This window comes from Rhodanobacter humi (assembly GCF_041107455.1).
In the GTDB taxonomy this organism is placed as follows: Bacteria; Pseudomonadota; Gammaproteobacteria; order Xanthomonadales; family Rhodanobacteraceae; genus Rhodanobacter_A.
The window spans coordinates 3,338,574-3,362,991 of record NZ_JBGBPY010000001.1 but is presented as its reverse complement, the minus strand read 5'-3'; the positions used below and the strand labels follow the sequence as shown (position 1 = coordinate 3,362,991).

Genomic DNA, 24,418 nt, shown 5'->3' with positions numbered 1-24,418 from the left:
CTTCTCTTTGCTGGCCCACGCCACCGCAGGAGCGGTGGCGAACGGCGCAGCCGGCCCGAAAGGCGGAGGGCGGGATGCCCGGAGTCAAGAGAAGTAACCCAGAGAAACGGCCTGGTTCAATACGCCGGAATTACAAACAGGAAATGTCGAGGTTGTTTGGAACAATTCCCGCCTATGCGATAGACGGTACGGCCACACCGCGCCGCATCTGGACACTGAGGCGACAATTCTTGAGGCGCGTGGCTTTGGCTGTTGCTTCTGCGCGCTTGGAGCGCGCTGCTTTTCCGGGGCCCCTATGCGGCGGTGAGGCGTGGACGACAAGGCCGCGCAGCGGGCATCGCCAAGGAGGGCGATGCCTTTTCGCCCGGGCAGGAGCCCGGTCGAAAAGCCCGGCCGCGCCTCACGGACTCGAAGGGCAGGACGCCCGGAGAGCGCCGCATCGGGGTGGCCTTCTCTTTGGGTTACTTTTCTCTTGGCCACGTAAGAGAAAAGTGACTCGGGCGCCGGCAGGCGCACGAAACCGCTTTGAAACTTGCGAAAGCGCGAAAACACAAGCCCCTCTCCCCCCACCCCTCTCCCGCAAGCGGTAGAGGGGAGACAAGAACCGCGTACGCGGGTTTGCGCAGCGGTCCAGCGAGCCCCCCGGATCATCACGCCCAACGCACCCTGACAGCGCTGGCCTTCGGCACCGCGATACGGCTCGTACCGCGGGCATCGGCGGACACATGACCGTCCGCCGCGAAACTGACGTCGCGGCGGCTATCCAGCGCGAGCGCGCGCAGGCGCATCAACTCGCCCTTCGCGCCATGCGGCAAGCCACTCAGCGCGACCGAAGCATCACGCTGCGCATCCTTGTTGATGAGCGTGACCAGCACCGCGTCGCCCTGCTTCGCCGCGTAGGCGGCGAGGTTGGCGCCGCCGGTGTCAAGCTGGCCAGGCAGCATCCGCGCGCCGGCGAAGCGCTGCGCCAACGCGATGCCGTGGAACAGCGGGCGCGGCTGAAAGCCCAGCTCGCGGCTGCCGGCGATGGCGGAATAACGCGAGGCCTGCGCGTCGCGTTGCGCCACGATGTCGCCACCCGCGGGCGCCTTCGCCATGCGCCCCAGCGAGGTTTCCACCGAGAGCAGCGTGCCGCCGTGGAAGTGCATGCCGGCCACGCCGCGATGCGCCAGCGCCAGCATGAAGTCCGCGCCCCACAGCGCGGAGGCGAACACGTTGCTGGTGCCGTCACGGCCACCGTTGTAGTACGAATTGCCTTCGGAGATACGAAACGGCAAGCCGTACTGGTCCGCCACCTGCATGATCTGCTCGACTTCGCCGAAGAAACCGGGGTCGCCGGCGAGCAGGTCCGGGATCGAGCCATTTTCCGCCGCCTCGCGGTAGTAGTGCCGGCTGAGGAATACGTTGTCCTTCGCGTGGCGCCGTGCGTACTCGATCACCCAGTCGGTGTTCGCGCCGGTGTCCGGCCCGGCGATGGGCAGGCCCGCGGCGCGCAGCGCCTTGGCGTACGGCGTCCACACGGCGTCGAAGGCGGCGTAGTCGGGCTCGTAGTTGTTCGCCTCGTTGCCGATCTGGATCGCCAGCAACTGGTCGCCCACGAGCTTCTGCACGGTCTGCGCCAGGTCGAGCGCCATCTCGGGCGAACCGATGCGCAGGTTCACACCGAACACCAGCTTCCAGCCGGTGGCGCGCACGAAACCGGCCAGCGCCTGCAAACCCTCGGGCTTCAGCACATGCGGCTGCAGCAGCTTGCCGTGCCTGCGCGGAACGTAGGTCGGCATCTTGCCCTTGTAACCACCCCACACGGTGTCGTCGCTGGTATTGCCGCCGATGCGCAGCACGCCGTGCGGATTCATCTCGCGGAACATGCGCACCAGGCCGTGGTTGTCCGCCGCGAAGAAGGTGGGATCGGACAACTCCAGCGTTTCATAGCTGAGGCTGGCGAGGCTGGGATCGACGCGGCGCCCGGGTCGGGTCATGTCCAGCGCGAAGCTGGCCTGCGTCATGGGGGCGTCCGCACCCCACGACAATCCATTGCAGGCTGCGGCCAACGGCAACAGCGCGGCCGCTTTCAGCATGCGACGGCGGGTTGGATCGGTGTCGTGTTCGTCTGTCATGTCGGGGGACGTACTACCTGTGGTGCGATGTGTGCGGCGACGACAGCGTGCCCGACACGGGCACGGGGCTTGCCGCCTGATCCAAAGGGTGTCAGGAACACTGAACCAGAAGTTGTCCCTGGCACCTACTCTCAGACTGTTGAAAAGCTCTTTGCAGGAATGACGAGCAAGAAGCTCATTGATCAGACCTTCCCTGGGCTCTCCGCCCTGATACCTGATAAGGAACCTAGCCTGTTACCTCTTGATCTCCTCCGACCTCTTGTTCCGTCATATCGTCCGTATCTTGAACCGGAACCGCGCATCTTCCCCGTACCACTGGATGTAGTTGGTGCCCCATGTGTTGTTGAACAGGTTGACGTGCACGCCAGCATCGAGATCCGGCTGCTCGTTGCTGAAATCGACCAGAACCATCTGGCCAGGTGCGACCACCGGCGCGTCAAGCGTCTCGAGGATGAGCTGGCCGTCCGGGTCGCGATAGGCGATGTCCTTGGTGACGGCATGCATGTGGCGGTTGCCGTTCCGAACCACGTCATGGGGAGAGACCGGCTGATTGATTTTTTCCAGGGTCCATCCGGTGCGGTTGGGCGCAATGGGCGCGAACGAAAGCCACATCGCTTCCGGCAGGCGGTTGGCGGACTTCTGGAAAAACTGGAAATCGATCTCCACCACGGGCTCCTGGTGGCGCAGCACGATCTCCATCGTCAGCCGTTTCGGCCAGCCGACCACGTCGACCATCTCAGGCGTTGCCTGGGGCATCGCCATCTCGACCACGATGCGCGTCGCATCGGGAGTCTGGCCGAGCCATGACCTGACCAACCTGGGCATCCAGAGCTTGCTTTGCAACGGATACTTTTCGATGCCTTTTTTCCCGAAATCCAGGAACGCCCAGGACTCCTTGGTGCGCACGTACTTCTTGAAGAACCGCTGATAATCCTCCTGCGTGAAGGTCTGGTAGCGGAACAGTGCCAGCGGGTGATCGGCGCCAGCCCATTCCCGATTCGTTTTCCGATCGCGCAGCCGTCGGATCGCGCCCGTCTCCGGATCGAGCGCCAGCACGAAATGCGGCGTGGTGATTTCCTGCCCGGGCAGCATCGGCGGGAGCCCCGTGGTGAGCGGCGGCGTCGCCTGCAGATGCTTCAACCGCTGCAATGCCTCGTCCTGCATGGGCTGGGGGAGTGCGGCCACGGCCGTGTCCACATCCCGGCGCTTCTCTGCCCAGGTCACCATCGCCTTCTGGAAGTTGGGCTTGCCGAGAGCGGCCTGGAGTTCCGCCGGTTTGTAAATATCCCAGTCGGCGATGATGGTCTTGGTGTCGCAGCCCCAAGTGTGCTCGGCGCAGAGGTTGAGCCAGGGAACCATCGCCAGATCGATGGAATCACCCGCGCTTATTTTCCCTTGCGCGATCCATTCCTGCCGCAGACGGCTGATCTCGCGATAGCGGGAAACCTTGATCGGGTCACTGGCACAGCCGTAGATCCAGGTGTCCCCGATTTCCTGCTCCACGACCGGGAGCCGGTCACGGATCGGCTCCATCGCAGCGGCCACTTCGCTCAGCCCGCAGGCGACGATCTTCGCCGCGGGGTAGCGCCGGCGCAGGCCATCGAATATCGCGTCGATCTCCGCCTCGGTGTGCGGACCCGAGTTGTCGCCGCGGACGTTCATGGAAACGGCGGCTTCGGCTTCAGGCACCACCATGTCGCCGCCGTAGTCCCGCGCGTGCTGCATCACGACGATCTCGTTGCCTTGCGGATCGCGCCAACGGAACAGTCCCGGCACATCCGGGGGTGTCGATGCGGGATTGACGCCGATATCGAGAAAACCGACTCCCGCCGCCGAGAGCGGGGCGATGATCGACCGTGTATGGCCTGGGACGTCGGCCATCTTCGCCCCGGTCGTCTTGCATCCGAATCGCTTGTCCAGATCCGCCGCGATATGAAGCGTGCCTTCGAGCAGCGAACGGTCCAGCATCTCGCTCTGCCACACGAAGGGAATGGCGTGATAGGAAAGGTCACCGCAACGAATGGCCTCGACCATCGCCTCGCACTTGCCCGCCGGCATCTGCCGGAGATACTCGTGGACCAGCCACGACCCGGTGGTCCATACGTAACGATTGCGCCCTCCGGCCTCGCGGAGCTTGCGGGCGAGTGCGATCGCCGCGGGAAAGTACTCGTCGAAATACCGGCGGATGATGTTGGCCTGCGAGTCGACGAACCCGACGTCGAGGTGGCACAAGAAGACCGCGTACACCGTCTTCACCGCCGTCGGGGAGCCCGTCGCCCATGCCGGGCCGGCAGACACCAGCAACCCGGCCCCCGCCACGGCTGTCAGCCGCAGGAAGTCGCGACGGCTGATCGGTCTGGTCGTATCGGGATGCATGGCTCGACACCTTCTCTTGATTCATGCCGTGGAGTGGCGAGGATGATGCGGCCCCGCTCAAGGTCTTCCGATGGAAGGGAGTTGGCCCCCTCCCCTGCTCGCAGCCGGAGGTGTCAGCCTCCGCCCACCGGGGTCAGCTCCAGCGTCAACACCTCGAACGGCGCCAGCGTGATCGTGCCTGTGTGGTCGGCATCCAGCGTCTTCGGCACATCGGTGCCGCCGCTCTTCCACACGTCCTGCACGCTGAAGCGGCGCGCCATGCCCGGCGGCAGCTGCAACTGGCGCTGCAGATCGACCATCGCGAGCTGCGGCTTGTCGTCGGGGTTGCGGAAGGTGACGACGGCGTTCTTTGGCGACCACGCGGCCCAGCCGTAGACGTCCAGACGTCCCGGGTCGCCGCCGATCCAGTGCACGTCTCGCAACACGTCGGCATTGGCGCGCGACCACTTCGCCGCATCGGCCAGCACATCCCAGTCCTGCGACGTAAGCAGCGAGGGCGTGATGTACAGCTCCTGCAATTGCGTGCCGGTGGCGAAGAAGCTGTGTACTTCGTTGGCGAAATCATGTCCCGGGTCGGTCGTCAGTCCCGGGAAGGCGGCGTCCCGCGCGCCCGATCTCGCATGCCGCGCATAGATGATCCCGTGCAGCATCAGCGAGTTGAGCGGAAACAAGGGCCCCTTGATGACAATGTTCTGGTAGGTCTGCTGGTCGCGGAAAGTGATCCAGCGCTCGCGCGGCGTTCCGACGCCGGCAAAATTGTGGTCAAAGACGCTGCCGCGCCAGACCGTGTCGGTCCAGCGCAGCCAGAACGGCGAGGCCCAGGTACCCGTGGAGAGGTTGATGAACGTATTCGGCTTGTCGGCGCGGATATCGTCGATGAGCTGGATCATCGCGGCAAAGTCGCTGTCGAACTGGCTGCCCGAAACGACGGTGTCGGCGTTGCCGGTGCCATCGAACTTGAACTGGTTGATGCAGTCCCGGTCGGCAAGCTTCATGGCCACTTGATGAAAGCGTTTCCAGTACCTGGGTCCGGACAGTGCGAGACCGCCATTGATGATTTCGTAACCCTCCTTTTCACCTCTGGCGACCATCTCCGTTTTCTGTATGCCATAACCACCCCATGGCGACATCCAGATACCTGGCGCTGCGCCGTACTTCTGCGCCGCCTTGCATAGCGGCACGAATCCATGCGGAAAGGCCTCGCTGAAATTCCAGTCGGGGTCGTTGTCACTCCAGCCACCATCGAACATGAACGAGTCCATCTTCACGTGACGCTGGTCGACCAGCTCGCGGCCGAACGTGTCGATGCGATCGAGCGCCTGCGCCTCGGTGTAGTGGCCGTCGAGATCGTAGTAGGTGTTGTAATGCAGAAACGGGCGATACGGGCGGGCGCGCTCGCGCTCGATGTAGGTGCCGAAGTCACGCCGAAGTTGACCCGCGTTCGCCGCGCCGATCACCGCCGAATAGGTCACCGGCCGACCCTTGCCCAGTGACAGCTTGCGGTCGACCCACATACGCACTTTGCCTCCCCTGACCGTGCTTTGCGCCATGGGATACTCGAAGCCAAGCCAGTCGGTGTGCCAGACCACTGGCGACCCGGATACCGTACCGTCGACGAACGCACCGTCCGCCTGCACGTCGAGAAGCTCCACCCGCGCGATCGGCTCGTCGCGCTTGAGTGCCGTGATGGTGACGATCTCGCGCAGGTAGTGCGAGCCGGAGCGCTGTACCACTCGCCAATCGACACGGAAGCGACCGCCGCTGTCGCCGAAACTGGCCTGCACCGCATCGCCCGGCAAACGGGCGGCCAGGCGCGAGGCGGCAGGATCCGCCGCCAGTTTCACAGTGTGGGGCGGCGTCAGCAGACGCATGTTGTCGATGCCCAGCCTCGAGCCGTCCTTCATCACCAGAGCGAACGGGGCGATGACATTCACCGATCGGTGATTGATTCCATCCTGGACAGACACGTCGGCCATGTGTTCGCCGGTGACTCGCCAGCCCATGCCGACAGCCTGGCCGCCGAAGCTGCCCAGGGCGCCCTGCCGATTGGCCAGATCGTTGGCGCCAGCAACCGGCGCCGGCTTGCCGGCGCCGACAACGCCTTGAGCATGCGCGCCGCCCATGGCAAAGGCGACGGCAAGCAGCAGTGCCAGAACCGACTTGCGCAGGCTCGTCGGCACCGCGGTCACCTGCGTCAATCCGTTTTCAGACAATGGGTCGATCATGTGAGAAGTCCCTGGTGCGGGTGTCACCCAACGGGTGTTGGTAGCCGATTGACTGCCGCTGTGTCTTTGCCGCCGTTGTTGCCTCCTCGCTGGCTTTCCCGGTCAGTTCGGCGTCAGTTCCAGCGTCAACACCTCGAACGGCGCCAGCTTGATCGTGCCGGGATGATCGGCATCCAGCGTCTTCGGCACCTCGGCGCCGCCCGTCTTCCACACGTCCTGCACGCTGAAGCGGCGCGCCACGCCCGGCGGCAGCTGCAGCTGGCGCTGCAGGTCGACCACCGCCAGCTGCGGCTGGTCGTCCGGATTGCGGAAGGTGACGATGGCCTTCTGCGGCGACCACGCGGCCCAGCCGTAGACGTCCAGACGTCCCGGATCGCCGCCGATCCAGTGCGTATCGCGCAGCACACTGGCGTTCGCGCGCGACCACTTCGCCGCCTCCGCCAGGGTGTCCCAGTTCTGCGCGGTGAGCAGCGACGGGGTGATGTACATCTCCTGCAGCTCGGTGCCGGTGGCGAAGTAGGAATGCACCTCGTTGGCGAAGTCGTGGCCAGGGTCGGTGTCGAGGCGCGGGTTCTGCTGCGCGTAGATGATGCCGTGGAGCATCAGCGAGTTGATCGGGAACAGCGGCCCCTTCAGCACGATGTTCTGGTAGGTCTGCTGGTCGCGGTAGGTGATCCACTGCTCGCGCTTCGTACCCACGCCGGTGTACCAGTCGTCCTCGCCATCGCGCCAGATGGTGTCGGCGTAGCGCAGCCAGAACGGCGAGGCCCAGGTGCCGGTGGTGAGGTTGATGAAGGTGTCGGGCTTGTCCTTGCGGATGTCGTCGATCAGCTGGATCGCCGCGGCGAAGTCGCTGTCGAAGCGGCTGCCCGGGAACACGCTGCTGACGTTGCCGGTGCCGTCGAACTTGAACTGGTTGACGCCGTCCTTGTTCAGGAGATTCATCACCACGTCGTGGAAGCGCTGGTAGTACTTCGGCCCGGACAGCGCGAAGCCGTCGTTGATGATCTCGTAGCCGGCCGCCTTGCCGTTCTTGATGCGCTCGTCATGCGGCTTGCTGTAGCCGCCCCACGGCGACAGCCAGATGCCCGGCGCGGCGCCGTACTTCGCCGCCGCCTTGCGCAGCGGCACGAAGCCCCGCGGGAACGCCTTGCTGAAGTTCCAGCTGCCGCTGTAGTCGTCCCAGCCGTCGTCGAACAGGTAGGAGTCCAGCTTCACGCCGCGCTTGACATGCAGCTCCTCGCCGATCGTGTTGATGCGATCCAGCGCCTGCGCCTCGGTGTACGGGGTGAAATAGCCGATGTCGTACCAGGAGTTGTAGTGCAGGAACGGCCGGTACGGATGCGCGCGTTCGCGCTCCACGTAGCTGGCGAAGTCGCGGCGCAGCTGGCCGTCGCGCACCACGCCCACCACCGCCGAGTAGGCCACGGTCTTGCCCTTCTCCAGCGGCAGCATGCGCGACAGCGTGAGCTTCGCTTCGTGGTGGTATGCCGCGCTGTCGGAGAGCGGATTCTCGAAGCCGAGATAGACGTCGCCGGATACCACGGGCGAGCCATTCACCGTGCCTTCCACCTCGGCATCGCCCACCTGCGATTGCAGCAGCGACACCTTGGCGATCTTCTCGTCCTGTTTCAGCGCGGTGATGCTCACCTCCTCGCGCAGGTAGGGCGAGCCGTCGCGCTGCACCAGCTTCCAGTCCACCCGGAAGCGGCCGTTCGCGTCGCCGAAGCTGGCCACCACCGCCTTGCCCGGAAGACGCCCGGCCAGCCGCGAGGACTTCGCGTCCACCGGCAGCTGCACCACGCGCGGCTTCGACAGCAGGTTCATGTCCGCGGTCTTCAGCGTGTTGCCGTCGGCGAGCACCAGCGCGAACGGCGCGGGCACCGCCAGCGTGCGACCGTGCACGCGGTCGGTCACCGTCAGGTCGACCAGATGCTGGCCGTCCAACCTCCAGCGCGCCTCGATCGCGGCGTTGCCGAAGCTCTCCACGCCCTGCTGCTCGGCGAACACCGCAGAACCCGGTTCAAGTACCAGCTTGCCGGTGGCGACGCTGTCAGCGGCATGCGCAGTGCCGAAACCCGCCAGTACGGCCAGCAGGCAGGAAGCGAGCAGGCTCATGCGCGACGAACGAAGGAAGTGGGGATGCGGTGCGGGCATGACGGCCTCGGGTGATGATGCGGCGGGCTCGACCAGACAGTTGTGCGGACGACCTCGCCGACGTGATTCGGATGCGCCGCCCGGCATCGCCGGGCGGCGGAGGTTGCTGCAAGGCGGCGCGGAGCGCCGCGGTCCGTGCTCAGTAGTCGTAGGTGACGCTCATGCGCACGTAGCGCGGCGGCTGCAACACCATCGGCGTGCCGTAACGCGGTTCCGGCGTGCCCGTGCTGTCCTGATACATCTCCGCGTACAGGTTCTGCGGCGCCTGACCGTTGAACACGTTGAACACGTCCAGGTGGAAGCCCAGCTTGTGGTCCGCGAACGCCGGCCGGTACTGCACGCCCAGATCAACCTGCTTGGTCCACGGCAGGCGCCCGTTCTTCCCCGGCGGCGACGGCTGGCCGTTGCACCAGTGGTAGGCAGAGCCGTAACCATCCGGATCGTTGGTGGCCGGATCGTACGGATTGGTACCGTACAGGCCGAGGCAGTACTTGGGGCCGCCCGACACGAGGCTCAGGTTGCCCGACACCAGCCATTCCGGATTGATCTGGTAGTAGCCGAACGCCTTGATCTGATGGGTATGGTCGTTGCCCTGCGGGCCGTTGCCGTAAACCATCAGCTCGGGGAAATCCCAGTCCATGTTCTGGATGCCGCCAATGGCCTTGATATCGGACTGGCCCTGGCCCTCGGTGTTGCCGTAGCTGCGCGAGAACATGTAGCTGACCTTGCCGTACCACTTGCCGTCGAACGGATGCTCCAGGAAGCCTTCCAGCGCGTAGTAGCGGCGCACCATGTGGGTGAAGCCCATCTCCTTATTGCTCAGGGTCACGTCGTGGAAGTTGCCGCTCGCATCCTGCACCGCGAAGGTGTTGGCGACGCCCGGGTTGATGTAGTAGCAGGTGGCGTCGTTGACGTCGTTGATACCCATCGAGGCGGCCTTGTCCACCACGGCCTGCGCATTGCAGTAGTCGTCCAGGTTGTGGCGCAGCATGCGCCGGGTGAACTTGGCACCGTAGACCCACTTGTCGCCGGCAGTCTTGGTGAAGCCGAGGATGAACTCGTCCTGATCCTGCGCCTTGATGTTGTGCACCGTGACCGTGCGCGGGTCGGGGATTTGCCCGAACGCGTTGTTCGCCGACACCGGGACAGAGACCTGCGTGAGGCCGGTGGGCGTACCGTCGGCCGCGATGCCGCTGTAGGTGTAGTACTGCGAGGTGCGCACGTAGCCGTTGGCCGGACCACCCGGGGCGAGCGGCTGGCCCAGGTAGTAGCGACCCGCATTGCCGAACACCTTGAACGTGCCGTCGCCGTACACGTCCCAACTGAAGCCGAGGCGCGGCGCCCACTGTGGCGAGGTCTGCCGCATGTAGGGCTGGCCGCCGCCGTTGTAGTTGGTGAAGCCGTCGTTGCGCAGGCCGATGGACACCAGCCAGCGGTCGCTCACCTGCCAGTTGTCCTCGATGTACTCGGCACGCTGGGTCGTGGTCAGGCCGCCCACCGAGAAGCTGACGTTCTTGGTGACGTAATAGCCGCCGGCACCGTTCGGGAAGCCGGCCAGCGCAGGAACGCCCAGGGTGGGCGACAAGGGGGCGCCCGGATTGGTGGTGTGGCCGTAGCTCCAGTAATAGCCTGGGCCGGTGGTGATGTTGCCCTGGTTGTTGGCGCTGGAACGCAGGTTGTCGATGCCGCCGGTGATGGTATGGCTGCCCAGCGCGTAGGTCAGGCTGACCCGCAGGTTGCTGGTCTTGTAGTTGTCGGCCGGGTTGCCCATCGTGGAGATGGTCTGGGCATTGGTGATCGGCGTCCCGCCGTTGAGCGCAGGATTTTGGTTCGTGTAGCCGCCGACATAAGTGAGGCTGGAGTTGTAACCCACCGGCTCGTTGTAGTTCACCGTGGTCATCTTGCCGTACATGGCGTTCAGCGTGAGGCTGTCGGTGAGGTAGCTGGTGTACTTGGCCGACCACATGTCGCCGCCCAGCTTGGTGTCGTTGGCGAAGGCCTTGAAGCCCTTGTCGGCCAGGTTGTTGTAGTCGTAGTAGTAGTACGAACCCGAGGTCAGACGCTTCTCGGACGCGCCGGTCAATTCCAGCAGGTTGCTATCGTTGATGTTCCAGTTGACCTTGGCGTACCACTTCGGGTTGCTGTTCTTGTAGTGCAGCGAGGTGCCCGAGGTCACCGGGTTGACCGTGTACCCGCCGGTGTCGTTGACCTCCGCCGAGGCGAACAGGAACAACTTGTCCTTGATGAGCGGGCCGCCCACGTACAGGTCGTAGGTGGAGGTCCAGTAGTTGTCATCGCGATTGGGGTCGTACAGGCGCCCCGCCACCGCCGGTGTCGGCAGGCCATTCATGTAGTAGGTGCTGTTCTGGGCGGAGCGCCCGTCCTCCGGCGTGTAGACCACCTGGGCACCGAAATGCCATTCGTTGGTGCCGCTCTTGCCGATCATGTTGAGCACGCCGCCATCGCTGCGTCCGTACTGGGCGCTGTAGCCGCCTGTGTAGGCCTCTTCCTGGTCGATGGAGCCGTACGGCAAGGTGATGCCGCCAAAGGCATTGAACGGATCGGTGGAGTTGAAGCCGTTGATGTAGTACGCGTTCTCGGTGGACGACGAGCCACCGAAGCTCACCAGCGGCTCGCCGGTGTAACTGGTGGCGCCGCCCGCGCCGGTCACCGCACCGGGCGCCAGCAACGCCGCGGCTTCGGCCGAGCGCGCCAGCGGCAGCCGGGCCAGTTCCTGCGCGGTGATGACGGTGCGCGAGTCCACCGAACTCACGTCGATCGGCGGCACGGCGCTGGCCGACACGCTCACACCCGACAACTGCTTCGCGTTCGCCGCATTGGCGGCGGCTTCCGTGCTGAAGGAAATGTCCGCGCCGACACCCACTTTCAGCGTCACGTTGTCGCGCCGCTGCACCACCTGGCCGTCGCGCATCAGGCTCACCGAATACGTGCCCACCGGCAGCTGGGTGGCGTTGTAACGGCCTTGGCTGTCGACGCTGACCGTGCGAGTCAGACCCGCACCGTTGCTGACCACCACGCTTTCGCCGGCCTGCGCCGGCACGCGGCCGAAGATGCTGCTGGTGGTGGACTGGCCGTAGGCGGCCGTGGACGCCAGCAACAGACCCAGCGCCGTGGCCAGGCCGGTCTGTCGCAGCGGAATATTCCTGCTGAAATTCATGATTGCCCCTCGGAATGTAATGAACCGCTTCTGGATACCCGCGAGCAAAGCACCCCCGCAGCTCGCGAGCTGTTCGAACACCGATGGCTCATCCTCATCGGCAAGTAGGCGGACTCCGCCGATGTTCAGTGCTTCCATTCCCGCACCCGCACCCGGCCGAGCAATGCCTCGACCTGGTCCGGACGCACGTAACCGGTTTCCACATCCATCGCGTTGGCGGCGCCGCAGGCCACCGCCAGCCGCAAGGCTTCCCGCAGCGGCTCACGACGCCTGATCGCCACGGCCATGCCGGCGAGGAAGCAGTCGCCCGAGCCCACGGTGTTGCGTACCTGCTCCAGCTCGACTGCCGCATGCCACACGCCGCTGTCGTCCATGCCCAGCGCGCCCTGCGCGCCCAGGCTCAGCACCGGCATCGCCACGCCGCGCGCGGCGAGTTCGCGCAGCGCGGTGACGGCGGCATCGAGATCGCCCACGCTGCGGCCGAACAGCGCCTCGGCCTCGTCGCGGTTCGGCTTCAGCAGGAACGGCTGCGCCGCCACCGCCTGCCGCAGCACTTCGCCGCTGGCGTCGATCAGGCAGCGCTTGCCGGCCGCATGCACCTGCTGCGCCAGTTCGGCATAGGTGTCGACGGGCAGACCACGCGGCAGGCTGCCGGACAGGATCACCAGCTCGCTTTCCGCCAGCGCGAGGCGAAAGGCACGTTGCAAGGCTGCGCGGTCACGCTCGCCCAGTTGCGGGCCCTGCCCCAGCACCTCGGTGATCCGGCCATCCGCGTCCTGCAGCGCGATGCAATGGCGCAGCGGCGCGTCGATTTCCACGCCGTGGAACAGCACGCCGCGCTCGCTCATGCGGCGCGCGGTGAGGTTGCGGTGCGCGGTATCGATCAGGCCGATCAGCTGCACCGGTTCGCCCAGCGCGGCGATGGTCTGCGCCACGTGCAGACCCTTGCCGCCCGGCAACACCTGCTCGTGCACCGTGCGGTTGACCTCGCCCAGGTGCAGCGTGTCTACCCGCATCAGGTGGTCGATCGCGGTGTTGATGCCGACGACCGTGATCACGCGGCGCTCCCCAGCAGCGCTTTCGCCTCGGCCTCGTCGGCCTGGCGTGCGGTGCCGCCCACGCCGCGGGTGGAGAGCGCGCCGCAGGCATTGCCCCAGCGCAAGGCCTCGGTCAGCGACAGGCCGCGCAGCCACGCATGCAGGAAGCCGGCGTCGAAGGAGTCGCCGGCGCCGGTGCTGTCCACCGCGTCCACCGCGAAGGCCGGCGCTTCGATCAATTTGCTGGCGCCGTCCAGCGTGGCGCAACCGTTCCGGCCGCGCTTCACCACGATGCGGGTGCGGCCATTGTCCAGCGCGCGCATGGCATCGAGCATCGACTCGCATCCGCTGATGCCGGCGAGTTCCACGTCGTTCGGCAGGAACAGGTCGACCTCGGCGAGCAAGTCGTGCCATTCGTCACCCCAGCGCTGCTCGGGGTCGAAACCGGGATCGAGCGAGGTGCTTAGGCCCAACTTGCCTGCCCGCACGAACAGCGACTTGAGTTCCGGGCGCAAGGCGCTCTGCAGGTAATACGAGGACACGTGCAAGTGGTCGGCGCTCGCCAGCAGTTCGTCGCCGACGTCCGCGGCGCGCAGCGCGCCGATCGCACCGGCGAAGGTGACCAGCGCACGGTCGCTGCTGGTGGAGAACGAGGCGGTGATGCCGGTACGCAGCGCGGGATCGCGGTGCACCGCGGCCACGTCGATGCCGGCGCCCTGCAACGCCGAGACGCAGAAGCCGCCCCAGCCGTCCACGCCGACCTTGCCGGCGAAGGCTACCGGATTGCCCAACCGCGCCAGCCCCATCGCGCAGATCATCGAGGAGCTGCCCGGCACGACCAGCGCGTCTTCGGCCAGCACCTCGCGTCCCGGCGCGGGGAACGCCTGGCAGTCCCGGAACACCAGGTCGACGTTGAGTTCGCCGGCGACGAGGATGCGCTTCACGCCTTGCGCTCCTCACGCTGTGTGGTGCCCGCGGCATGCAGCGCGAAGGACTCGACCACCCGGGTGAGCACGCCTTGCGCCGGCGCATCGGGCTTGCCGCCCAGCGCGAGGCAGCGGAAGAACGCCAGTACCTGACCCACCGCCACGTCGGCCAGCAGTGGCAGCGCGTCGTCGCTCGCCGCAAGGCCGGCGAGATCCACCGCCACGTCCTGCGCGCCGATCACGTCGTCGGCGATGCCCTCGCCCACCAGCACGCGCGCCAGGCCCAGCCGCTTGCGGCCCAGCTCGCGCAGCAAGTCGTATTCGTAGGCGCGCACCGCCGGGTCGGGCGAGAGGAAGGCCACCACCAGGGTGCGCTCGTCGAGGCTGGACATCGGGCCGTGCCGCAGGCCGAGGAAGGTCTCGGCCATCGTGCGCACGCGGCCGGCGCTCATCTCCAGCATCTTCAGCGCGGCCTCGCGCGCGGCGCCCAGCGCACCGCCGCTGCCGAGGTAGACCGCCTGATCGAAGTTGCGGTATGCGATCGCCGCCAGCGCATCGGACTGCTGCTCGAACACGTGCTGCACGCAACCGGCGAGGCGTTGTACGCCGGCCGTGTCGGCGCGGCCACCCAGCCCGCTGCCGGCCAGCACCAGGTTGGTGAAGCTCGAGGTCATCACCAGGCTGCGGTCGTTGGTGCGCTCGTCCAGCACCAGAGAGAAGTAGCGCGGCTCGTTCCGGTACTGCGTGGCCAGCTTGCCGTTCGCGTTGCAGGTGATCGCGAGGTGGCGCCAGTCCGGCGCATGCGCCAGCAACTGGTCGACCACGCCGGCGCTCTCCGGGCTGTCGCCCGAGCGCGCGATCGAGATCAGCAGGCCGCCACCCGGCGGCAGCGCGCGGCGCCAGTGCGTGAGCAAGGTGCCCGCGGCGATCGCCTGCACCGGCACACCCAGTGCCTGCTGCAGGTCCGGCGCAATGCATTCGCTGGCGTAGATCGAGCTGCCCGAACCGGTCAGCACGATCTGCGCGGGGCGCGGCGTCAGCGCCGCTTGCAGCTGCGCCTGCACCGACGGTTCGCGCAGCAGCGCGGCGGTGGCTTGCCAGGTCGTCGGCTGCTGCAGGATCTCGCGCAACGTATCGGCATAGCCGAGCTCGCGCTGCGCCGCCGGCGCAGCCGCCGCCAGCGCGGCTAGACTGTCGAATGCTTTCGTTTTGTTTCCAAGTATTGACATTTGACTCATTTCGTTCGAATGTGAAGCCATCCGCCCACCACTGCAGCGTATTCGAAATGAATCAGAACTTACAAGTACCTTCGCAAGCTTCCGAAAAGTTTTCGAAACTCGCGCTGTCACAGGGCAAGCGCGCCCGCCTGTGGCGCCTGCTGTACGGCTCGGGTCCGAAGAACGGCAGCCTGCTGGTGCTGCCGTTGGACCAGGGCCTGGAGCATGGCCCCACCGACTTCTTTCCCCATCCGCCGGCCGTCGATCCGGGCTACCAGTTCGAACTCGCCGCAGCCGGTGGCTTTTCTGCCATCGCGCTGGGCATCGGCCTGGCCGAGAAGTACATGGCCGAGTACGCCGGTCGCGTGCCGCTGATCCTCAAGCTCAACGGCAAGACCAATATCCCCAGCGACGCCGAGGCCACCTCGCCGCTGTTCGCCTCGGTGGAAGACGCAGTGCGCCTCGGCGCCGACGCCGTGGGCTACACCATGTACGTGGGCTCGCCGCGCCAGCACGACGAGTTCCGCCAGTTCGAGCAGGTTCGCCGCGACTGCGAGCGCTACGGCATGCCGCTGGTACTTTGGTCCTACCCGCGTGGCAGCGCGGTCAACGCCAGGGGCGGCACCAACACGCTGTACGCGCAGGACTACGCCGCGCGCGTGGCGCTGGAACTGGGCGCCGACATCGTGAAGCTGCACGAGCCGAACGACAGCGTGGCGAACGTGCCGGCGCCGTACGACAAGCTGCAGGAAGACTCCACCGCCCGCTGCGCCCGCGTGGTGCGCTCCGCCGGCCGCACCATGGTGCTGTTCTCCGGCGGCGAGAAGAACGACGACGACGACGCGGTGCTGCGCAAGGTGGAGCACTACATGCAGTCCGGCGCGAACGGCGTGATGTTCGGCCGCAACATGTGGCTGCGCCCGTTCGACCAGGCGGTGAACCTCGTGCGCCAGGTGCACGGCATCATGGCGAAGCATCCGCGCTGAGGCTTGCGGCCTTCACCGCCCCACCACTCGTCATCCCGGCGAAAGCCGGGATCCAGCGCCTTTCGCGGGTCGCTCGAAGCAAAGTTACGGGATTCCTGCCTTCGCAGGAATGACGGGTGTTGACTCCCGCCGCACATGGCGCCTGCCGCGGTGTAGTTTGTCCGGCGCAAGAAGCGAATCAGGTAGTTGCACCATGACCCACCAGAAATCCTGCCTCTGCTGCGCTCCGCCCACCGGCGCCGGCACGGTGCGTATCGAGGCCAGCGGCAAGAACCCGCTGCAGACCGCGCCCGACGCCAGCAAGGGCGAGCTCAAGCTCGAGGATTTCAAGCCGCGCAGCATGCTGCGCGTGCCGCAGACGCTGATCGAGCGGCCGCGTTTCCCGGTGATCGACGTGCACGCCCACCTCACCTGGTCGAAGAACGTGCGCAGCGGCGTGTCGGTGGGCGAGGAGATCACCGCGTTCAGCACGCCGGAGGCGCTGCTGCCGGTGATGGACCGCAAGGGCGTGCGCACCCTGGTCAACCTCACCGGCGGCGTGGGCAAGGGGCTGGAGGAAAGCATCCGGCTGTTCGACCAGGCCGCGCCGGGGCGCTTCCTCACCCTCACCGAGCCCTCGTTCGCGCTGTTTCCGGAACCGGACTACCCGCAGCGCCAGGCCGACGCGATCGAACACGCCAGGCGCGTGGGCGCGCGTGGGTTGAAGCTCTTGAAGACGTTGGGCCTGTACCTGCGTGAGCGCATCGACGACGGCCCGCTGGTGGGCGTGGACGACCGCCGCTTCGATCAAATGTGGGAGGCCTGTGCCGCGCACGACCTGCCGGTGTTCCTGCATGTCTCCGACCCGGAGGCGTTCTTCCTGCCCACCGACGGCGAGAACGAGCGCTACGAGGAGCTGGCCAACCATCCGGACTGGTCGTTCTACGGCCCGGAGTTCCCCAGCCACCAGGAACTGATCGCCGCGCGCAACCGCATGATCGCGCGCCACCCGGACACCACCTTTGTACTGCTGCACGTGGGCAACAACGCCGAGAACCTGGCCGCGGTCGAGGATTGCCTCGCCCGTTTCCCGAACACCCTGGTGGACATCAGCGCGCGCATCGGCGAGCTGGGCCGCCAGCCGCGCATCGCCCAGCGCTTCTTCGACCGCTATCAGGACCGCATCCTGTTCGGCACCGACGCGGTGCCCTCGCCGTGGGGCGACGACGTACCCCAGCAGCTGTTCGGCGACGCGCTGTATGAGATCTACTACCGCTTCCTCGAAACCGAGGACGAGTATTTCGACTACGCCCCCGCCCCGGTACCGCCGCAGGGGCGCTGGGCCATCTACGGGCTGAAGCTGCCGGACACGGTGCTGCGCAAGGTCTATCATGACAATGCCGCCCGACTCCTGCACATTGCCGACGCATGAGCAAACTCCCAGCTGCCAAGCCCACCGCCCCACCCCGCCATCGCCTGCTGCTCGGCGAACGCCGTCGCCTGATCGTGGAGCACGTGGAGGAACACGGCCGCGCCACGGTGGAGGAGCTGGCGAACAAGTTCGCCACCTCGGCCGTGACCATCCGCGCCGACCTCGAAGCACTGGCAAATGCCTCGGCCATCGTGCGCTCGCACGGCGGCGCGCTGCCGGTGATCCCGGTCAGCAGCGACATCCCGCTCAACATCAAGGAAACCCGCCACCAGGCGCAGAAGCTGCGCATCGGCCAGGCGGCGGCGGCGATGATCCGCGACGGCGAGACGATCATCCTCGACTCCGGTTCCACCACCGTGGAGATCGCGCGGCAGATCCGCCAGCGCAAGTTCGAGTCGCTCACCGTGATCACCAACGCGCTGAACATCGCGCTGGAGCTGTCCGGCCTGCCGCACGTCCGCGTGATGATGCTGGGCGGCCTGCTGCGCCAGACCTCCTATTCGCTGGTCGGCCCCGACGCGGAGCACGCGTTGGCCAAGCTGTCTGCCGACCGGCTGTTCCTCGGCGTGGACGGCCTCGACCCCGAGGTGGGCGTGACCACGCCCGACCCGCTGGAATCCGCGCTCAACGCGCTGATGATCCGCGTGGCGCGGCAGACCGTCGCCGTGCTGGATTCCAGCAAGCTGGGCCAGCGCAGCCTGTCGGTGATCGCGCCGGTGCGCCAGCTGCACAAGGTGATCAGCGACAGCAGCGCACCCGCCGAGACCGTCGAGGCGCTGCGCAACGCCGGCGTGCAGGTCGAATTGGTCTGAAATTTCCACCCAAAGTGGTCGTTGCCCGGGCAGACCACCCTGATTACGCTCGACGCCCTGTGCTCATGCAGCTCCGCAAGAGGGTGGGTGATGACTGCAGCAATCGTGGTGAACGACAGGCGCGCAGGGGTGCCCGCATGGCTGGCAGCCTGCCTCGTCGTCGGTGCGAACGATTCCACCGCGCGCGGTATCGGCCCTGGCCGAATGCTGCTTGCGCTGGTGATGATCGCGCTGGGCTTGCGTGGCTTGGTGTTCGGTGATTTCGCCGGCGTCTGGCAGCGCATTCCGATTGCACATTTGCCTGCGCAAGGCTTCTTCATCTACCTCACGGCGCTGGTCGAGCTGGCGACCGGTATCGGCATCCTGCTCCCTCGCCTCGCGAAGGTTTCCGCCGGCACGATGTCGGTGTTCGCGCTGCTGTGGATGGTGCTGCTGAAATTCCCGGCCATTCTCTACGCGCCGTCGATGGAGGCGGTGTGGTTGGGCGCGGGCGAAATCGCGGTGATCCTCGCCGGCGCGTGGACGGTGTTCGCCACGCTGGCGAAACCGGATGGCCGCTTCCTCGCGGGCCGCAACGGCATCCGCAATGCGCGGCTGCTGTTCGTGCTGGCGCTGCCGACCATCGGCCTTTCGCACTACTTCTATGCCGACATCACGGCCGGCTTCGTGCCGGCGTGGCTGCCTTGGCGGCATGGCTGGGCGTACCTGACCGGCGCGGGCAGCCTTGCAACCGCCATCGGCCTCCTGTTCGGGCTGTGGCCGCGCCTGGCCGCCACGCTGGAGGCGGCGATGCTGGGCGTCATCACCGTGCTGGTCTGGTTGCCGCCGCTGTTCGCGCAGCCGCATGACAGCGGTGCGTGGTCGGCCTTCCTGATGTCCAGCGCGATCACGGCGGGCGCCGCGGTGGTGGCGGATTCGTATCGCGGCACCGGCTGGATGACGCGGGGCCCGCGCGACTGAGCGCGCACTTGCGCCAACCCTGATGCCGCGGCGGCGATGCGCGATCGCATCGCCACCGGACCGGTTCAGAACGACCAGCGGTAGTTCAAGGTGGCCATCGTCGCCTCGTTGTACTGGCCGAAGTAGCGGTCGTAGCCCAGCGTCAGGTTGCTGCGCGGGCTCATGCTCCAGTCCAGCGTGGCGCCGGTCACGCCGCCGTAGCGCGACAGGCCGACACCTCCCAGCGGCGCCCACTGGTTCATGCCGGTGAAGCTGGCGTCGAACGCCTCGCCGTGCAGGCCGAAGGACTGCTGCCATGCCAGCCGCCCCTGCAGGCTGAGGCTGCCGCCGCGCGCCAGCTGCCAGTCGCGGCTGGCACGCAGGCCCAGGCCCGCCTGCCAGCGCGCGGTGGTGAGCGCACCGGACTTCAGGCCGAAGCCGTCGCCACCCAGTTCGTCGAAGCCGCTGTCGCGGATCTGCGCGTACTCCAGGCTCGCATACGGCGTCACGCGGGTGTGGCCCAGGTTCAACCGGTAACCACTCTCCCCGTAGGCCAGGCCGTAGCTGCCGCGACTGTCGCTGCCCACGCCGCCGAACTGGCTGCCCAGTTGCAGGGTGCGGCGCATGGTTTCCCGGTAGGAACCCACGCCCAGACGCCCCATCGCGTACCAGTTGCCGCGCAGCGCGCCGCCGTAAAGCATGCCTTCCACTGCGTGGCTGTAGCTGCGATCCGCGCTGGCGTCCAGCAGTCCCATGCTCCGACTCTGGCTCAGCGCGAAACCGGCCACGCCGCTGCCATCCACGCGGAAGTCCTGCCCGACCAGCGCGCCGGACAGGTTGTAGTCCACGTTGCCGTATCCGCTGCGCGACATGCCGCCTTCGTAACCGAGATTCTGTGTCCATGCCCCCGGCTGCGGCGCATCGAGCAACTGGTCGAAGCGCGAGGACAGCGCGCGCGTGCCCGCGTCGATTGCCTCGAAGGTCATCGCGGTACTGGCCGCGTGCAACTGGCCGGACAGGCTCTCCAGCGACTGCTGCAGGTTGGCCAGGGTGGCGGTCTGCTGCAGGCTGGCCGCGCCCGCGACGAAGCCGCTGGCCACCGGCGTGCCCGAGGCGGTGGCGGTGCCCAATTGCGTGTTGAGTTGGCCGAACGCCGCATCCACGCGCTGCGCCGCACCGTACGAGGCGGCGGTGTAACTGGTGCCCTGCACCGCGGTCACCGACACCTGCCCCACGTTGAGCCAGGCCGACATGGTGTCGTAATTGAGCGAGGCGGTGAGCAGCACGTTCGATGCCGTCGTCAGCGCGGCGAAAGTGCCGGTGAGACCCTTCTGCGTGACGAGCACATTGGTGTGCGCATTCACCGTGTAGCCCGCATTGGTGCCGGTCACCAGCAGGTTGCCGGCGATCGAGGCCGTGCCGGCCACGTTCAACGCCGAGCCCAGCGATACCGCCAAGATGCCGCCGGCGGCTTGCGTGTAGTTGCCGCCAACCGCGAGGTTGCTGCTGCCAACCGCCAGCGTGCCGCCGCTGGCCACCGTGACGGCACCCGCCAGCGACTTCGCGCTCAAGGTGCCGGCCTGCACCTGGGTGAGGCCGGTGTAGCTGGACGGCTGGGTGAGGTTGAGCGTGCCCGTACCCTGCTTGATCAGGCCGCCCGCGCCGGAAATCGGGTTGTTCCAGCTCGAGCTGCCGCTGAAGCTGACGGTGACGTCGCCCCAGTTGAATTGCATCGGCCCGTTCACCGCGCGGCCCACGTCCAGCTCGCCGTAGCCGAAGGTGGGGTTGGGCTGCGAACCACCCAGCGGATCGGCGGTACCGAGCAGGGTCTGCCGCACGAGATCGTTGCTGAAGTACGGGTAAGCCTGCCACACCAAGGCCGCCGCGCCGGACACCATCGGTGCGGCAAACGAGGTGCCGCTGACCTGCCAGTAGGTGGGACTGGTGGTACTGGAAATGGTGTCCTTGTCCAGCACGATCACGTCGCCGGGCGCGGCGAGGCAGTAGTTCATCGCACGGCCGCAGGCGTTGGAATAACTCGCCAGTTGGGTGGGGCTGTTGCTGTTCACCGCCACCGCCACCAACCAGCCCTTGTCCAGGCCCAAGCCCGGTGCCACGGTAGGCAGGCTGGCGATGTCGCTGGGATCGCTTTGCGAGCTGTTGCCTGCCGCGAATACCACCAGTCCGCCCTGCTGCACGAACGGCTGGTAGGCCTGGCCGAACGCCGTGTTGATCGAGGCGTTGGTGGTATCCCAGTAGATACCGCCCCAGGAGTTGTTCTGGATTTTCACGCCGGCCTGCATCAGTGCCGGGTTGAGCGTCTGCGCGAAAAAGTTCGCGTCGGTTGCAGTCACCGGATTTCCGTTGCCGGTGCCGTCGTCCGGCGGCGGCGTGTCATTGATGATGCGCGCCGAAACCAGGCTGGCACCGGGCGCGATACCACCCGGAAACTTGGCGAACGACGTGCCTGCGGCGATTCCCGCGACCCAGGTGCCGTGGCTGTCCACGGCGTCCACGCTGGTATTGTTCTTCGTCGGATCGACGTAGATCAGTTCGGGTTGCGCAACCCGACCAGACACGGTCGGATTGGAGTGCATGATGCCGCTGTCCACCACGCCGATGGTCACGCCCGCGCCGGTGTAGCCCGCGTTGTGGGCGGCGTAGGTGTTGGTGATCGACAGCTGCGCGTCCAGCGGCGGCGGGGCTGGTGCTGGTGCTGGTGCTGGGGCTGGTGCTGGGGCCGGTGCTGGTGCCGGTGCCGCAGGTGTCGGCTTGACGTTGCCGCCGCCCCCACCACCACCGCAGGCCGCCAGGCTCAGGGCCATGCTGACGGCAATCGCCAGTTGGCAACAACGCAGGCCGCACGCGGCCCAATCCCCTTGCGAATTCATGACCTCTCCCCTGCTCCCTGGACGACGCCCGCCACCTCGAAAGAGCCACGGCCTCGGCAACGCCTGTCGGCATGGCTCCGGTGGAAGCGGAGTGTGGCACAACGCCGACCCGGCCAGAGGCGATTGCGAATCCCGTGCGCATGCCGCCAGCCGGTTTGCCGCACTGCGCCATCGGCTGCGATAATCGGCAGGTTGCTTCCCCGGCGCCACGCGCCATTCGTGTTTGCGGAGACCCCCATGTCCGACGTCAGTGTTGTCATCGCCGGTGCCAAGCGCACCGCCATCGGCTCCTTCCTCGGCCAGTTCACCGGCGTGCCCACGCCGAAGCTGGGCGCCACGGCGATCAAGGCCGCGCTGGAACAGTCCGGCGTGGCCGCCGCCGATGTTGGCGAGGTCATCATGGGCTGCGTGCTGCCGGCCAACCTCGGCCAGGCGCCGGCCCGCCAGGCTTCGCTGGGGGCCGGACTGCCGCCGGCCGCCGGTTGCACCACGATCAACAAGGTCTGCGGTTCGGGCATGAAGGCGATCATGCTGGGCCACGACCTCATCAAGGCCGGCTCGGTGGCCATCGTGGTGGCCGGCGGCATGGAGTCGATGACCAACGCGCCGCACATGGTGCAGGCCCGCACCGGCATCCGCTACGGCGACGGCAAGCTGGTCGACCACATGGCCTGGGACGGCCTGACCAACCCCTACGACGGCAAGGCGATGGGCGTGTTCGGCGAGCTGTGCGCCGACAAGTACCACTTCAGCCGCGAGGAGCAGGATGCGTTCGCGACGGAATCGGTGAAACGCGCCCTGGCCGCGCAGCAGTCCGGCGCGTTCGCCGGCGAGATCGTTCCGGTCACCGTGGCCGGCCGCAAGGGCGACGTGGTGGTGGATACCGACGAGCAGCCCGGCCGCTCCGACATCGCCAAGATCCCCTCGCTCAAGCCCGCCTTCCGCAAGGACAACGGCACGATCACCGCGGCCAGCTCGTCCAGCATCTCCGACGGCGCCGCCGCCGTGGTGCTGCTGTCGGCCGACGACGCCAAGGCGCGCGGCCTCAAGCCGCTGGCCCGCATCGTGGCCCACGCCACCCACTCGCAGGAACCGGAATGGTTCACCACCGCCCCGGTGGCCGCGATCCAGCAGCTGCTGGAAAAAACCGGCTGGAAAATCAGCGACGTCGACCTGTTCGAGGTCAACGAAGCGTTCGCCGTGGTGGCGATGGCGCCGATGCGCGAACTCGGCATTCCGCACGACAAGCTCAACGTCAACGGCGGCGCCTGCGCCCTCGGCCACCCGATCGGCGCCAGCGGTGCGCGCCTGGTGGTGACCCTGCTCAACGCCCTGAAAACCCGCGGCCTCAAGCGCGGCATCGCCAGCCTGTGCATCGGCGGTGGCGAGGCCACGGCGATCGCGGTGGAATGCCTAGCCTGAATCACGGAGCCGTAACGACGGCGTTCCGATACTCTTTCGCTGAAAGCGCGTTGAACCGGCTTTCAACGGAGTCTGAAGCGACGCTCCGAAAGTTATGGCGCAGGACGCGGGAAAGCGCTATTAATAAACGGCCATTCGGCATTCCACGGCAAAGGAGATCCACCATGAAGTTTACGCGTACCCTACTCGCCTCCGCGCTCGTCGCGCTGCTGGCGGCTTGCAGCAACGGCGCGCAGGATTCCGCGCAGAACGCCCAGCAGTCTGCTGACCAGGCGCAGCAGTCTGCCGACCAGGCGCAGAAGGCTGCCGAGCAGGCTGCCCCGGCCGCCACCGCTGCCGCTCCGGCTGCTGCCCCGGCCTCCACCGCTGCTGCTCCGGCTTCCACCGCCGCCGCTCCGGCCGCCGCCGGCACCGCCGCCAACGCGATGGACAAGATGAAGAGCGCTGCCGACAACGCCTCCGACGCCGCCGGCAAGGCTGCCGACGCCGCGAAGGACGCCGCTGGCGCCGCAAAGGACGCTGCCAGCAAGGCCAAGGACGCGATGAAGCACTGATTCTGCTACTGCTTCGTTCGGAAAAACGGCCGCCCTGTGCGGCCGTTTTTTTGGGCGTATTTGCAACTGTATCTGTGCGTTCGTCCTTGAACGCAGGAATCAAACCGGCGGCCAACCCTGGCTGCACTGTTCAACCATCTGCGTTCGTCCATGAACGCGAAAATCAGACG

At 66.7% G+C, this 24,418-nt stretch carries 15 protein-coding genes; 6 read left to right on the top strand and 9 right to left on the bottom strand.

The annotated features are described in order from the left end of the window. Nucleotides 1-650: 650 nt before the first annotated feature. The 8 genes from AB7878_RS14995 to AB7878_RS14960 all read right to left on the bottom strand — a co-directional run bounded on the left by AB7878_RS14995 (nucleotide 651) and on the right by AB7878_RS14960 (nucleotide 15,245). The gene (locus tag AB7878_RS14995; RefSeq protein ID WP_369495129.1) at nucleotides 651-2,006 is read right to left on the bottom strand and encodes a hypothetical protein; all 1,356 of its coding nucleotides are present in this window, start codon (nucleotides 2,004-2,006) and stop codon (nucleotides 651-653) included. 378 nt (nucleotides 2,007-2,384) lie between these two features. Next, nucleotides 2,385-4,493 (bottom strand): DUF5054 domain-containing protein, encoded by a 2,109-nt coding sequence (locus AB7878_RS14990; RefSeq protein WP_369495128.1) that lies wholly within the window; start codon nucleotides 4,491-4,493, stop codon nucleotides 2,385-2,387. A 113-nt stretch (nucleotides 4,494-4,606) separates the two neighbouring features. Next, nucleotides 4,607-6,718, bottom strand: a complete 2,112-nt coding sequence (locus AB7878_RS14985; RefSeq protein ID WP_369495127.1) for an alpha-galactosidase — start codon at nucleotides 6,716-6,718, stop codon at nucleotides 4,607-4,609. Between the two features lie 102 nt (nucleotides 6,719-6,820). Continuing rightward, a complete protein-coding gene (locus AB7878_RS14980; protein ID WP_369495126.1) occupies nucleotides 6,821-8,836 on the bottom strand; it encodes an alpha-galactosidase in 2,016 nt (671 codons plus the stop codon). A 178-nt stretch (nucleotides 8,837-9,014) separates the two neighbouring features. Further along, entirely contained in the window at nucleotides 9,015-12,053 is a 3,039-nt protein-coding gene (locus AB7878_RS14975) for a TonB-dependent receptor (protein ID WP_369495125.1), read from the bottom strand. A 125-nt stretch (nucleotides 12,054-12,178) separates the two neighbouring features. Then, entirely contained in the window at nucleotides 12,179-13,111 is a 933-nt protein-coding gene (locus tag AB7878_RS14970) for a 1-phosphofructokinase family hexose kinase (RefSeq protein ID WP_369495124.1), read from the bottom strand. Next, complete coding sequence (locus AB7878_RS14965) at nucleotides 13,108-14,034, bottom strand: carbohydrate kinase family protein (RefSeq protein WP_369495123.1); 927 nt, start codon at nucleotides 14,032-14,034, stop codon at nucleotides 13,108-13,110. The genes AB7878_RS14970 and AB7878_RS14965 overlap by 4 nt, the downstream gene beginning before the upstream one ends. After that, on the bottom strand, nucleotides 14,031-15,245 hold the full coding sequence (locus tag AB7878_RS14960) for an SIS domain-containing protein (protein WP_369495122.1): 1,215 nt from the start codon (nucleotides 15,243-15,245) through the stop codon (nucleotides 14,031-14,033). The genes AB7878_RS14965 and AB7878_RS14960 overlap by 4 nt, the downstream gene beginning before the upstream one ends. Nucleotides 15,246-15,301: 56 nt before the next feature. Here AB7878_RS14960 and AB7878_RS14955 point away from each other — a divergent pair, with 56 nt between their 5' ends. From AB7878_RS14955 to AB7878_RS14940, 4 genes are all read left to right on the top strand, one after another. Continuing rightward, nucleotides 15,302-16,219, top strand: coding sequence for a class I fructose-bisphosphate aldolase (locus AB7878_RS14955; RefSeq protein WP_369495121.1), 918 nt, complete (start codon nucleotides 15,302-15,304; stop codon nucleotides 16,217-16,219). A 193-nt stretch (nucleotides 16,220-16,412) separates the two neighbouring features. Beyond that, nucleotides 16,413-17,630 (top strand): amidohydrolase family protein, encoded by a 1,218-nt coding sequence (locus AB7878_RS14950; protein ID WP_369495119.1) that lies wholly within the window; start codon nucleotides 16,413-16,415, stop codon nucleotides 17,628-17,630. Continuing rightward, entirely contained in the window at nucleotides 17,627-18,442 is an 816-nt protein-coding gene (locus AB7878_RS14945; RefSeq protein ID WP_369495118.1) for a DeoR/GlpR family DNA-binding transcription regulator, read from the top strand. The genes AB7878_RS14950 and AB7878_RS14945 overlap by 4 nt, the downstream gene beginning before the upstream one ends. Before the next feature lie 90 nt (nucleotides 18,443-18,532). Continuing rightward, nucleotides 18,533-19,402: a DoxX family membrane protein gene (locus AB7878_RS14940; RefSeq protein WP_369495117.1), complete on the top strand. Its 870-nt coding sequence runs from the start codon at nucleotides 18,533-18,535 to the stop codon at nucleotides 19,400-19,402. A 65-nt stretch (nucleotides 19,403-19,467) separates the two neighbouring features. Here AB7878_RS14940 and AB7878_RS14935 read toward each other — a convergent pair whose 3' ends face one another. Continuing rightward, a complete protein-coding gene (locus AB7878_RS14935) occupies nucleotides 19,468-22,272 on the bottom strand; it encodes a S8 family serine peptidase (RefSeq protein WP_369495116.1) in 2,805 nt (934 codons plus the stop codon). A 237-nt stretch (nucleotides 22,273-22,509) separates the two neighbouring features. Here AB7878_RS14935 and AB7878_RS14930 point away from each other — a divergent pair, with 237 nt between their 5' ends. Both AB7878_RS14930 and AB7878_RS14925 read left to right on the top strand, forming a co-directional pair. Further along, on the top strand, nucleotides 22,510-23,694 hold the full coding sequence (locus AB7878_RS14930) for a thiolase family protein (protein WP_369495115.1): 1,185 nt from the start codon (nucleotides 22,510-22,512) through the stop codon (nucleotides 23,692-23,694). 164 nt (nucleotides 23,695-23,858) lie between these two features. Continuing rightward, nucleotides 23,859-24,248, top strand: coding sequence for a hypothetical protein (locus AB7878_RS14925; protein ID WP_369495114.1), 390 nt, complete (start codon nucleotides 23,859-23,861; stop codon nucleotides 24,246-24,248). Nucleotides 24,249-24,418: the final 170 nt, after the last annotated feature.